This window comes from Phytomonospora endophytica, assembly GCF_014202425.1.
Classification (GTDB): domain Bacteria; phylum Actinomycetota; class Actinomycetes; order Mycobacteriales; family Micromonosporaceae; genus Phytomonospora; species Phytomonospora endophytica.
On sequence record NZ_JACHGT010000001.1, the window covers coordinates 237,381 to 249,997 of the forward strand.

The 12,617-nt window shown below is 72.0% G+C and carries 11 protein-coding genes; 3 read left to right on the forward strand and 8 right to left on the reverse strand.

Going from position 1 to position 12,617, the window contains the following annotated elements; translation table 11 throughout:
- Positions 1-6: 6 nt before the first annotated feature.
- From xylA to HNR73_RS01030, 7 genes are all read right to left on the reverse strand, one after another.
- Positions 7-1,152, reverse strand: a complete 1,146-nt coding sequence (xylA, locus tag HNR73_RS01000) for a xylose isomerase (protein ID WP_184785272.1) — start codon at positions 1,150-1,152, stop codon at positions 7-9.
- Positions 1,153-1,222: 70 nt separating this feature from the next.
- Positions 1,223-2,155: a hypothetical protein gene (locus HNR73_RS01005; protein ID WP_184785273.1), complete on the reverse strand. Its 933-nt coding sequence runs from the start codon at positions 2,153-2,155 to the stop codon at positions 1,223-1,225.
- 97 nt (positions 2,156-2,252) lie between these two features.
- Positions 2,253-2,906: a response regulator gene (locus HNR73_RS01010; RefSeq protein ID WP_184785274.1), complete on the reverse strand. Its 654-nt coding sequence runs from the start codon at positions 2,904-2,906 to the stop codon at positions 2,253-2,255.
- Positions 2,903-4,141, reverse strand: a complete 1,239-nt coding sequence (locus HNR73_RS40570) for a sensor histidine kinase (RefSeq protein WP_184785275.1) — start codon at positions 4,139-4,141, stop codon at positions 2,903-2,905. The genes HNR73_RS01010 and HNR73_RS40570 overlap by 4 nt, the downstream gene beginning before the upstream one ends.
- Before the next feature lie 56 nt (positions 4,142-4,197).
- A complete protein-coding gene (locus tag HNR73_RS01020) occupies positions 4,198-5,262 on the reverse strand; it encodes a DUF4037 domain-containing protein (protein WP_184785276.1) in 1,065 nt (354 codons plus the stop codon).
- Between the two features lie 38 nt (positions 5,263-5,300).
- The gene (locus HNR73_RS01025; protein ID WP_184785705.1) at positions 5,301-6,611 is read right to left on the reverse strand and encodes a sensor histidine kinase; all 1,311 of its coding nucleotides are present in this window, start codon (positions 6,609-6,611) and stop codon (positions 5,301-5,303) included.
- A gap of 35 nt (positions 6,612-6,646) precedes the next feature.
- Positions 6,647-7,333 (reverse strand): response regulator transcription factor, encoded by a 687-nt coding sequence (locus HNR73_RS01030; RefSeq protein ID WP_184785277.1) that lies wholly within the window; start codon positions 7,331-7,333, stop codon positions 6,647-6,649.
- Between the two features lie 172 nt (positions 7,334-7,505).
- Between HNR73_RS01030 and HNR73_RS01035 the strand changes: the two genes are divergently transcribed.
- Genes HNR73_RS01035 through HNR73_RS01045 form a run of 3 tightly spaced genes read left to right on the forward strand, consistent with a single transcriptional unit; the run spans position 7,506 to position 10,472 of the window.
- Positions 7,506-8,636, forward strand: a complete 1,131-nt coding sequence (locus HNR73_RS01035) for a LolA family protein (RefSeq protein ID WP_184785278.1) — start codon at positions 7,506-7,508, stop codon at positions 8,634-8,636.
- Positions 8,633-9,613: an ABC transporter ATP-binding protein gene (locus HNR73_RS01040; protein WP_184785279.1), complete on the forward strand. Its 981-nt coding sequence runs from the start codon at positions 8,633-8,635 to the stop codon at positions 9,611-9,613. Before HNR73_RS01035 ends, HNR73_RS01040 begins: the two co-directional genes overlap by 4 nt.
- Positions 9,600-10,472 carry an ABC transporter permease gene (locus HNR73_RS01045; protein WP_184785280.1) on the forward strand — a complete coding sequence of 291 codons (873 nt, stop codon included), beginning with the start codon at positions 9,600-9,602 and terminating at the stop codon, positions 10,470-10,472. Before HNR73_RS01040 ends, HNR73_RS01045 begins: the two co-directional genes overlap by 14 nt.
- A gap of 38 nt (positions 10,473-10,510) precedes the next feature.
- Here HNR73_RS01045 and HNR73_RS01050 read toward each other — a convergent pair whose 3' ends face one another.
- The gene (locus tag HNR73_RS01050; RefSeq protein ID WP_184785281.1) at positions 10,511-12,610 is read right to left on the reverse strand and encodes a right-handed parallel beta-helix repeat-containing protein; all 2,100 of its coding nucleotides are present in this window, start codon (positions 12,608-12,610) and stop codon (positions 10,511-10,513) included.
- Positions 12,611-12,617 lie beyond the last annotated feature (7 nt).

A 12,617-nucleotide genomic window follows, 5' to 3' on the forward strand; every position in this document is an offset into this window, starting at 1 on the left:
CCGTGCTCATCGCACGCCCAGGAGGTGCTCCATGGCGAGCTGGTCGAGGTGCTCGAAGGCCATGCCACGCCGGGCCTCCGCCTCCACGTCGAGGGTCTCGGCGCGCAGGGACTCCAGCGACTCACCGGCGCCCATCGTCGGCTCGGACAGCTCGGGGACCCGCGAGGCGGTCAGGGCCTCGGCGACCTCCGGGTCGGCGCGGAACGCGGCCGCCTTCTCGGCCAGGATCAGGTAGTTGCGCATGCACGCCGCCGCCGTCGCCCACACGCCGTCCATGTCCTCGGTGCGCGGGGGCTTGTAGTCGAAGTGGCGCGGACCCGCGTAGCCGCCGGACTCCAGCGCGTCGACGGTCCAGAAGGCACCGCGCAGGTTGCCGGCGCCGAAGCGGAGGTCCTGGTCGAAACGCGGGCCGTGCTGCCCGTTGAGGTCGATGTGGAACAGCTTCCCGTGCCACAGCGCCTGGGTGATGCCGTGCGCGAAGTTCAGCCCCGCCATCTCCTCGTGGCCGACCTCCGGGTTCACACCGACCAGGTCGGGGTCCTCAAGGGACCCGATGAAAGCCAGTGCGTGCCCGATCGTCGGCAGCAGGATGTCCCCGCGCGGCTCGTTCGGCTTCGGTTCCAGGGCGAAGCGCAGATCGTAGCCCTGCTCACGCACGTACGCGGTGAGGATGTTCAGCGCCTCGGCGTAGCGGTCGAAGGCCGCGCGGACGTCCTTGGCGGCACCCGACTCCGCGCCTTCGCGACCGCCCCACAGCACGTAGGTGGGCGCGCCCAGCTCGGCGGCGAGGTCGATGTTGCGGAGGGTCTTGCGCAGGGCGTGGCGGCGGACGGCACGGTCGTTGGCGGTGAAGGCGCCGTCCTTGAAGACCGGGTGGCCGAACAGGTTCGTCGTCGCCGTCGAGACGTACATGCCCGTGTCGTCGAGCGCCGAGCGGAAGGCCGCGAGGGTCTTGTCGCGGGTGGCGTCGTCGGGCACGAGGTCGTCGTCGTGGAAGGACACCGCCGCGGCGCCCAGCTCGGCGAGCCGGTGCACGGCCTCGACCGGGTCGAGCGCCGGCCGCGAGGCCTCGCCGAACATGTCCCGGGCGGTCCAGCCGACCGTCCACAGGCCGAAGGAGAAGCGGTCACCGGGGTTCGGCGGACGAGTCATGAGGGCTCCTTAGTTTGTGGTCTGAACAAAATACCCCGCCTAGAGGGGCGCGGGGTAGAGGCATCTGGGACTAAGAGCTCATGATCGTCCTCGGGGTGGCGCCTTCGCGGGTGACTCGGTGGTAGCCGACGGCCGCCGCTGCGAGGCCCGTGCCCCAGGCGACGTAGGCGAGGTCCGCGAGCCATGTCCCGGCGAGAATGCGGGCGGCTTCAGCGGCGTCACCGGGAACGAGCCGCAGTGCCGTGGCGGCGAGGGCGACGGTGCCGCTGGCGAAGTAGGCGAGGATCAGCACCGAGGCGAGCGCGGCGGGGGCCAGCAGGAGTGGCCGCGGAACCCGGCGGCCCGCGGCGACCGGAACCCAGCGTGGGAAGACGCGGCCCCAGGAGTGGACGAGGGCGAGCGGGAGCAGAAGGCCCGCCGCGGCGAACGGAAGCATCGTCAGCGCACCGGTGAGGGGTGCGTCGGCGAAGGTGATCGACGAGCCGGAAGGCGGCGAGGACTCGAAACCCGCCTGCCAGACCATGCGGACGGCGAACGCGGCCACCACCAGGTAGGCGCTCGCCCAGGCCCAGCGCGGTGGGCGTTCGAGCGCGACGGCCGGTGCCGCGCCGGAGGAGCGGCGGCGGACCGCGGCCACTGTGGACACCGCGAGCAGGGCGGCGCCGGTGAGGCAGCCCACGCGGGAGGCGAAGGGAGCGGCGCTGAACGCGATGCCGGAGCCGGAATAGACCAGGCCGAAGAGGTCGAGGACGAGCCGGTACGGCGCCACCGCGAGCAGGACGGTGGCCGTGGCGCCGAGAGTGATCGAGGCGGGTGTGGGGGAGCGATGCTGCCAGAGCCCCGCCACCGCGGCGGCGGCGCAGAGGGCGGTGGCCGGCGCTCCGGTGAAGGCACCGAGCGCGGTGCCCGGACCGTTCACGACCGACCAGATCTGGACGGAGCCGTAGGCGAGGGCCCAGGCCAGGAGGGGGACGAGGATGCGGATGTCGCGGAAGCGGGTCATGAATCCACGATCACCCGCCGGGGGCCGCCCGCGCGTCTCCCGGAGGCCTTGCGCTTATGGGACCCGAGGGGTGACTTCGGGGCGGGACCTGGCGCGGTCAGCGTGGACGGACGAGGCGGTGGTCGTAAGCCCAGATGACCGCCTGGACGCGGTCGCGGAGGCCGAGTTTGGCCAGGACACGGCCGACGTGGGTCTTGATCGTCCCCTCAGAGAGGTGCAGGCGCCTCCCGATCTCGGCGTTGGAGGCGCCGGTGGCGACCTCCAGGAGCACGTCGCGTTCGCGCTCGGTGAGTGCGGCGGCCGGATCACCGTCGGACGGGGGCACCGGGAGCTCGGCGGCGACGTGTTCGAGGAGGCGGCGGGTCGTCGACGGGGCGAGCACGGCGTCTCCACTGTGGATCGTGCGGATCGCGGCGAGGAGGTCTTCGGGCTCGGCGTCCTTGAGGAGGAAGCCGCTCGCTCCGGCGCGTAGGGCGGCGAAGGCGTACTGGTCGAGGTCATAGGTGGTCAACACGATGACCTTCGGCGGGGTGGGGGCTTCGAGGACACGAGCGGTCGCCTCGACGCCGCTCATGCGCGGCATGCGCACGTCCATGAGGACCACGTCGCAGGGCGTCCGGGCGAGGAGCCGGACGGCCTCGTCGCCGTCCGAGGCTTGGCCGCACACGAGCATGTCGGCCTGCGAGCGGATGACCATGGCGGTGCCGGCGCGGACCAGGGCCTGGTCGTCGACGAGGAAGACGCGGATCACGACGCGCCGCCGTACGGCAGGCGCGCCCGGACACGGAAGCCCGCACCGTGCGGGCCCGCCTCCACGGTGCCGCCGAGCGCGCTGAAGCGGGCGTCCATCCCGCGCAGCCCACGACCGGTGGACGCGACCGGATCGACCGCAGGGGAAGGGGAGCGAAGCCGGATTCTCGCGAGGACCCTCGACAGAGGTCCCGGTCCCTCGACGATGGGGGCGATTTCGGTGCGGGCCATCGGCGGTGGGCGGCCGGTCGCGGTGTCGGTCAGGTGCACTTCGAGCGCTTCGCCGCCCCACTCCAGGTGCAATGTGGATGCCGACGAGTGAGGCGCGTGCCGCAGCGTGTTCGTCAAGGCCTCCTGCGCGAGCCGGTACAGGGCGAGTTCGGCGGCCGGAGTCAGCCCGCGCGGCGTTCCGCGCGATGTCGACTCGACCGCGAGACCCGCCGAGCGGACCCGGTCGAGCAGGGCGGGAAGCTCTCCGAGCGTCGGTTGCGGCGCCCGGGAAACGCTGCCGGGGTCGGGATCCAGGACCCCGAGCAGCCCGCGGGTGTCGGCCAGCGCCGCCTTCGCGGTCTTGGCGATGGTCCCGAGGACCTCGACGGCGGTGTCCGGCTCGGACTCGGCCGCGTAGCGACCGCCGTTGGCCTGGCTGATGATCACGGCCAGGGAGTGCGCGACGACATCGTGCATCTCACCGGCGATCCGCGCGCGTTCGGCCGCCGCGGCGGCGAGGGCGCGCTGCTCCGCCCAGGCGAGCTGAGCCCGCCGCCACAGTCCGAGGCTCCACGCCGCCAGCAGCATCGCCGCCAGGGCGACGAAGACGACGCCCGCGCGCGGGAGCGCGCCCGAGGCGGCCGTCGCCGGGTCCGAGCTCAGGCGCAGCGTCCCGCCGGCGGCGCCGGCGAGCACGATGAGCAGCGCCGTCAGGCTGACCACCCGGCCGCCGTAGGCGCAAGCCGAGTACAGCGCGAAGGGGAACAACAGTGCCGAGGGCAAGGTCACGAACATCCCCGTCGAGGCGGCCAGTCCCGCGAAGGCGGCCGTCACGACGGCGAACGACGGCAGGGGGCGCACTCGCCGCCACGGCATGGCGGCGTGGGCGACGGCCAGCGCGACGCCCGCCGCACCACTTCGCCATGGTCCCGGCCCGGCCACCACGAGCATGGCGACCGACGGCCCACCGAGCAGTGCGGCGAGCAGCGCGGAGACCAGCAGGTCACGGCGTGGCGGTCGGGTCATGAGGCCACAGTATTCGGGGGCGCCGGGCGCGCGCGTCTGCCGAAGGTCTTGATCACCTACGACTCAGGTAGGAGTCCGAGCATCGCCCGCGCGGCCCGGAAGCGGTCGGTGTTGGCGAGCACGTCGGAGCTGTCGGCCGCCTGGTCGATCGTGCCCACGAGGCGACCGACGGGACGGTCGGAGCGGCTGCCGAGCCGCTCCAGCAGCGCGCGCACCTCCGGGTCGGTGATGGCCGGGGCGAGGGCCTCGGTGAAGCGTTCGCCGCCGATCACCCGGATGTCGCGCGTGTGGAAACGATGCGGCTCGGGGTCGACGGCCTCGGCCAGGCCGAGGGCGTTGGTCGCCTCGGCGAGGACCGCCCCGGCGCGCACGAGGGCCGCTTCGCGCGACCGCCAGTCACGCGCGTGCAGGGTCTCGTCGAGGAGCGGCCCGAGCCGCGCGGCGATCGGCAGCGCGCGGAACGCCGTCCCCAGCCACTTGGCGTAAGGCGCCCACCGGCGCTCCACCAGGAACGCCAGTCGCACCAGTTCGCGGGTCAGCCGGGCGCCGAGGATCGCGCTGCCCAGCTCGTCGCCGCGCCCGCCGGTGCGTCCGACGAAGGCCTCCTCCTGCCCGACCCGCAGCCATGCCGCGGCCAGCGCGTAGCGCCACACGTCCTCGGGATACCAGCGCAGCGCGTCCTGCCGGGCCGCGAGGGCGCCGTCGGGGTCGGCGAAGACCGGGCCGTCGGCGAGGGTCGCGAAGCGCTGCGTCGGCGTGAGCAGCCAGTCGGCGAGGCTCATGCCGTCGGCGGGGTCGACGGCCAGTCGCGCGGTGAAGAAGTCGCGAGGCGTGGTGACCTCGACCTGGTGCCCGGCGCTGCCGTCGGTGCGGGCGTAGCGGACGACCAGACCCTCGAACTCCTCGGGCAGGCCGTCGAGCGCGGCTCGCGCGGCGGGGATGTCGTCGGCGGCGACGTAAACCTGGCAGCGCGGACCGAAGTCGTGGTCCGGGGACACGTCGTCGTCGAAGCCGAGGACCTCCGAGCCTTCGCCGAGCAGGGCGGCGGCGTGCGGTATCCCGTTGAGAAGGGGACTGACGACGGAGGCGTGGAAGCGCCTGGAGAGCTCGCGACCTGACATGGCCCCAGGCTAAGCAGGCGCGCAAGCCGTTTTGACCCTTACACACCCGGCAGCCACACGTCCGCGCGCAGCCCGGGCCGCCTCGCACCAGGCCGCGCGTCCCGCAGTGTCACCGAACCCTTGTGCCGCCCCACCAGCTCCCGCACGATCGGCAGACCGAGGCCGGTGCCGCCCTTGTCGCGGCTGCGGGCGTCGTCGAGGCGTGTGAAGCGTTCGAACACGCGGTCGCGGTCATCCTCGGGGATGCCCTCGCCGTCGTCGCACACGCTGATCCGCACGCCCGTACCGTCGGGGTGCAGGGACACCGTCACCTCGGAGACCGCGTGCCGTACGGCGTTGTCGATGAGGTTCCCGATGGCCCGGCGCAGCCCGTCCACGTCGCCGTCCACCCACAGTGGACTCTCGGCGTCGGTGAACTCGACCGGCACGCGGCCGCCGGTGTACCGCTGGGTGATCGCGGTCAGCATGTCGCCGACGTCGATGCGCTCCGAGCGCCGCCGCAGACGGTCGGGATCGTCGGACTTGGCCAGCAGGAGCAGGTCGTCGGTGAGCCGGCCCAGGCGGTCCACATCGGACAGCAGATCCTCCAGGAGGTCGGGCGTCGGCCCGATTCGGGCGGCGACCTCCAGTTCGGTGCGCATGTTGGCGAGGGGGCTGCGCAGCTCGTGGGCGGCGTCGGCGACGAAGGCGCGCTGTCTGGCCCGCGCGTGTTCGAGACGGTCGAGCATGCTGTTGAGCGTCACCGCGAGCCGGTGGATCTCGTCGCTGCCCTTCGGCAGCGGCAGCCGCTCAGCCCCGCGCACCTCCTCGGCGCCCTTGCGCAGCGACTCCACCGGACGTAGCGACATCCCCACCACGTACCAGGTCGCCAGCCCCAGCAGCACGACCATCGACGCGACCATCACCATCAGGCCGATCTTGAAGTAGTGCACGCTGTGCTGCATGTCCTCCAGCGGCACGGCGACCAGGATCGTGTACCCGTTCACCTCGGTGACGTGCACGCGCAGCTTGCCCTCGTAGGTCGACTGGTCGGCCTTGACGGTGATCGGTTCCGCGCTCTGGACGGCCCGCTCGATCTGCTCCGGCCGCAGCACGGGCACGAGCCGGTCGGCGCCCGGCGAGACCCGCATGATCCCACCGTCGGGCGCGAGGACCTGCACGATCGCGGAGTTCCCGACCGGGATTGGGTCGGGCAGTTCGTAGTCGCTGTCGATGAGGTCCTTGACGTCCTGCGCGGTGTTGCCCGCGGCGGCGTCGGCGGAGTTCATCAGCGTGACCTCCAGGACCTTGACCAGCGCGAACCCGCCGACCCCGAGCGTCACCAGCAGCCCCACGATCCCGATGATCACCATCCGGGACCGCAGGGTCAGGCGCTGCGGGGCGCTCATCGCCGGTCGTCCAGATCGGGCACGAGCCGGTAGCCCGCGCCCCGCACGGTCCGCACCGAACGGCGGTCGAAGGGGTGGTCGATCTTCTTGCGCAGGTATCCGATGTAGACCTCGACCACGTTCACGTCGGTGTCGACGGGCGCGCCCCACACGTGGTCGAGCAGTTCCACCTTCGACAGGACCTGGTCGGCGTGTCGCATCAGGTACTCCAGCAGCGTGAACTCCCGGGTCGACAGCGAGATCTCGGTGTCGCCGCGGCGGACCCGCTGCGCCGCCGGGTCGAGGCTCAGGTCCCCGACGCTCAGGATCGCCGGGCGCGCACGCACGCCCCGGCGCAGCAGCGCCCGCAGGCGTGCGAGCAGGACCACGTAGGAGAAGGGCTTGGTCAGGTAGTCGTCGGCGCCGAGGTCGAGGCCGTCGGACTGGTCGTACTCGCCGTCCTTGGCCGACAGCATCAGCACGGGCACCCAGTTGTCGTCCGCACGCAGCCGCCGGATCACCTCATAACCTGACAAGCCGGGCAGCATGACGTCGAGTATGACCGCGTCGTACTCACCGAAACGGGCGGCCTCCAGGCCGGCCTTCCCGTCGTGCACGACGTCGACGGCGAAGCCGTCGGCGGTCAGGCCGCGCGAAAGGGCGGCCGCCATCCGTTCCTCATCCTCGACCACAAGCAAGCGCATGTCACCGACGGTAGACGGCGACCTGGCAGGAAGCTCAGTTCCTCTCAGCACGGTCACAGCGCGGCTCCCGCAGGATCGAGTCAACCGATCGGGGAAGACTGTAGACGCGGCGACCGTGCCGAAGGCCGCGAGGACGGGCCCGGCGACGGTTCGAGGGAAGGAATCAGGGGCGATGAAGAACACAGCGACACTGCGGCGCTGGGCGGTACCGGCGGCCATCGGGGCGGCCGTGATCAGCGTCGGCGTCGGTGCGACGCTGGTGCAGGCCGGGGACGGCGAGTCACTGCCGCCGAAGACGGCGGCCCAACTGCTCACCGACGTGCAGAACGCCCGCATCGACGGGCTCAGCGGCACCGTGGTCACCCGGGCGAGTCTCGGCCTCCCGGCCGGCCTCACCGACGGCGGCGGTGCCCAGATGTCCTCGCTGCTCAGCGGCAGCAAGACCATGCGGGTCTGGTACGGCGGACCGGAGCGGATCCGGGGCGCGATCCTGGGCACCCTCGGCGAGTCGGACTTCATCCGCAACGGCGCCGACGTGTGGACCTGGTCGAGCGAGGAGAACACGGCCACCCACACCACGCTTCCGGCCGACTACGCCGACACCGCGATGTGGCCGCCCAAGGCCATCGCGGGTGAGCCCATCACGCCCGACGAGGCCGCCGAGTCGGTCCTCGCCGCCATCAGCGGCACCACGGAGGTCGCCACCGACGGCACCGCCGAGGTCGCCGGGCGTCCCGCCTACGAACTCGTGCTCAAGCCCAAGGACCCCGCCTCGACGATCGGCGAGATCCGCCTCGCCGTCGACGGCGAGACCAGCCTGCCGCTGCGCACGCAGATCTTCGGCAAGGGACAGACCGACGCGGCCTTCGAGATCGCCTTCGCGCGGGTCATCTTCGAGACGCCGCCCGACGAGCACTTCACCTTCACCCCGCCGCAGGGCGTGGAGATGACCGAGATGGGCGAGCAGGACTGGAACAGCGGGACGAAGGACGAAGGTCAGCCCAAGGACGACGGCACGAAGACCGAAGGCCTTGAGGTCATCGGTGAGGGCTGGACCGCGGTCGTCGAGTTCACCTCGGCCGACATCGGCAAGATCCTCTCCGGTGAACCGGTCGAGGGCGTCGAGGGCGAGAACGCCCCGGACGTCTCGGCGCTCGTGGAGTCCCTGCCGCAGGTCAGCGGCACCTGGGGCAGCGGCCGGGTCTTCACCTCGGCGCTCGTCAACGCGCTGATCACCGACGACGGCCGGATCCTGGTCGGCGCGGTCACCACCGACAAGCTCGTCGAGGTGGCCGGGCGGTGACCGACGCGACCACGGTCGCAGCGGCGCGGGAGCCCGGCTCCCGCGCCGTTCGGACGCGGAAGCTGTCGAAGCGCTACGGGCGGAGGGCGACGGCGGCCCTCGCGGTCGACGGTCTCGACCTTGAGGTCCCGTACGGCGCGGTCTTCGGTTTCCTCGGCCCCAACGGCTGCGGCAAGACGACGACGATCCGGATGCTCCTCGGCCTGATCGAGGCCAGCTCCGGCGAGGCCGAACTCCTCGGTGTGCCGATGCCCGGCGGCGCGCGGACCGCGCTGCCCCGGGTGGGCGCGCTGGTCGAGGGCCCGGCCTTCCATCCCTACCTGTCGGGCGTGGACAACCTGCGGCGGCTCGACGCCGTCGACCGCTCCACCGACCCGGCGACCGTCGACGAGCGCATCGAGTCCGCACTCGACCGGGTGGGCCTGCGTCCCGCGGCCCGCAAGCGCTTCCGGGCCTACTCATTGGGCATGAAGCAGCGCCTGGCGATCGCCGGGGCGCTGCTGCGGCCGCGCGAGCTGCTCATCCTCGACGAACCGACCAACGGCCTCGACCCGCAGGGCACCCGCGAGGTCCGCTCGCTGATCGCCCAGCTGGCCGCCGACGGCGTGACCATCATGCTGTCGACGCATCTGCTCAGCGAGGTCGAGCAGGTGTGCAGCCACGTGGGCGTGATGCACAAGGGCCGCCTGGTCACCCAGTCCCCGATCGAGGACCTCCGCGCGACGGCCGTGCCGCGCGTGCGGGTCGAGACCGTCGCGGCCGAGGACGCCGCACGCGTCCTCACCGGCGCGGGCCTCGACGACGTCGTCGTCGCGGCGGGCGAGGTGACCGCGCTGCTGGGGGAGCACCAGCCGGAGAAACTCGTCGACGCCCTCGTCGGCGACGGCGTGCCCGTGCGCGGCTTCGGCGTCGTCCGCCCCGACCTGGAGGACCTGTTCGTGTCACTGACGGGGGAGGGCTTCGATGTCAGCGGCTGACACCGTGTCCACCGTGGACGGCGGCGCCGACTGGGCGCCCCGCCGCCGTGTCGGCACCCGCTTCCTGCGCTCCGAAATGGGCCTGATCGCCCGCCGCCGCCGCAACCAGGCGGCCCTCGCGGTCCTGGCCGCCATCCCGATCATCATCGCGATCGTCATCGCCGCGACCAGGCCCGCACCCGGCTCCGGGCCGCCGCTGTTCGCCGCGATGCTCGACAACGGCCTGATCACCGTCCTGGCCGGACTGAGCATCGAGCTCGGACTGTTCCTGCCGCTGGCCGTGTCCGTCCTCGCCGGCGACGCCATCGCCGGTGAGGCCAACACCGGGACCCTCCGCTACCTGCTCACCGTCCCCGCCGGACGCGTCCGGCTCCTCGCGGTCAAGTTCGGCGGCGTCGTCGTGGCGACCTTCGTGACCGTCGGCGTCGTCGCCCTCACCGGCGGGATCATGGGCATCGCGCTCTTCGGGACCGGCGACATGGTCACCCTCTCCGGCACGACCCTCCCCTTCGGGGAGGCGCTGGGGCGGGTCGCGCTCGCCGTCGTCTACATCGTGCTGTGCCTGGTCGCGGTCGCCGCGATCGGGCTTTTCGTGTCGACCCTGACCGAGCAGCCGATCGGCGCGGCCGTGGCCATGCTGATGTTCATCATCCTCAGCCAGATCCTTGGCGCCTTCAGCGATCTGGACTGGCTGCACCCGTTCCTGATCACCAACTACTGGTCCGCGTGGGGCGATCTGCTGAGGGATCCGCCCGCCTACGACCAGATGCTCCTCGGGCTGCTGTCGGCCGGGGCGTGGACGGCCTTCGGGTTGTCCGCGGCCTGGGCGCGGCTGACCACGAAGGACATCACCAGCTGACGGCGTGGGGGCGCGCTGCGCGGCACGCCCCCACCCCGTCAGGCGGGCACGGGCACGCGTTCGCGGTCCCCGGCCGGTTCCGGACGCGGAGGTTCACGCCGCAGGAAGCGGGCGGCGACGGCGACACCGATCCACAGCGCCCACACCGCGAAGGCGATGAGCGCCAGCCAGGCCGGGGGGACCGGGATCCACGGCCACATCAGCAGGCTCCTGTCGACGGCGTCCATGAGCGACAGGACGCCGAGCACCCAGGAGGCGGCTCCCAGCCCGCGACGGCCGGCCCGGCGCCAGCAGGCCCCGAGCGTGGCCCAGCCGAGGCCGAGCAGGGTCAGCGCGATGGGCGTGTAGACGGCGACGTCGAGGTAGTGACCGGTCGTCGCGAGGACCGCGCCCACCACGACCGCGGCCGTCGACGACACCGCGGCAGCGCGCAACGGGATCCCGAAGACCCGCGCGGAACCGCGATGGGTCCGCAGGCCCAGCAGGAGCCAGCCCAGCAGGACCGCGAGGACGGTCGCGCCCGTCTTCCACGCGCTCAGGTGGAACTCGATGCGCTGCGTCCCCGAGGCGCCGTACCAGTCGCAGCTCGCCGGGACGTTCTTCGCGCGCTGGTCGAACTCGGCGCAGTGCAGCAGTTTCAGCATCTTCGTCGGGTCGCCGACCGCGCGGTTCGTCGACAGCCACGAGCCGCACGCGGGCAGCGGGATCGGGTCGGAACCGCTCCGGGAGTCCTGCCAGCAGTTGCCCGAGCCCTGGCCGTCCCACCAGAAGTCGCGCGCGTTGGGTCGTTCCTCGCCGGTCGGGGAGACGCCGAGGACGTTGTCCTCGTAGCGGTTGTCGTGGGAGGTGTCGGCCTGTTTGCCGAGCTCGGTCTCGTTGCGGACGAAGGCCGGAACCCACAGCAGCATGAAACCGGCCGCGTCGTGGCCGTAGACGTGGTTGTTCCGGAACATGTTGGTGTTCCCGCCGCCGACGAGCACGCCGGTGCCGACCGGGACGCTCACCGCCGGGCACACCACGCCCTGCTCGTACCCGCGTTCGGCGTACGGCTTGGCGCAGGTGCCGTCGCGGACGTAGCCGGTGTAGTTCTGGTTGTTGTCGTGGATGAGGTTGTTCTCCACGAGGGCGTGGTTCTGCGGCAGGCCCGGGTGGTTGGGGAAGCCCGAGTCGGTGGAGAACCCGGCGGAGTTCTCGTAGAACTCGTTGTCGTGCGTCCAGACCGAGTCCCCGGCGGTGCCGGAGTAGCCGAGCATGTTGTGGTGGCTCTTGCAGCCGCGGATCTCGATGGCGTAGCGGTCGACCTCGTGGCCCTTGCCGTTGTTGATGTCGCTGGCCGAGCCGGGATAGACGCCGGAGTCGCCGTTGCCGTAGGCCTCGCAGCCGTCGTAGAGGCCGTGGTCGGAGCCGAAGGTGAGGAAACCGTACTCGTCGTTCCAGCGGCCGACGACGTCGTCGATGACGAAGCCGTCGGTGGCGAGGATGTAGACGGCGTTGAAGGAGGTCTTCTGCGCGGTGAAGTTGCGCAGGTAGATCCCGTTGGCCATGTCACCGCGGACGGCGTTGAGTTTGGTGTACCCGGCGTCGATGACGACGTCGCCGGGGGCGGCGCCCGTGCCCTCGATCTGGAGGTCACGCTTGCCCATGACGGCGATGAGGTTCTGGTTGTGCGGGCACTGGGCCTGCTGGTCGAAGCTGAGGATCTGGTGGCCGAGGCCCGAGAGGGGCGCGTCGAGGCTCGCGCACGTGCCGGACGGCTCGGGACGGCTGGGCAGTTCCTCGTAGACGCCGGGCAGGATCAGGATCCGCATGCCCGGGGTCCGCACGGCGTCGACGGCGGCCTGCACGTCGCGATGCCCGGAGGTCTTGCACTCCGCGTAGAGCGACTCGTTGCGCGCCTTGAGCTCGGCGGGGAAGGCGGCGACGCGGGCGGCGAAGTCGGCGTCGTCGTCCTTGCAGACGGTCAGGTAAGGGCCGTCGGTGCGGTGGACGGGGACGCTGCCGGTGCCGTCGGGGAAGGTGATGGGCCGTTCCTCGTGCGCCGACGCGGGCGCCGGGGGCACGGCGAGGGTCGTCAGCAACGCCGCACCGAGGGCGAAGGCTAAAACGACACCTCGTGGTGCGGAGCCTTTGGTGAACATGCGGTGA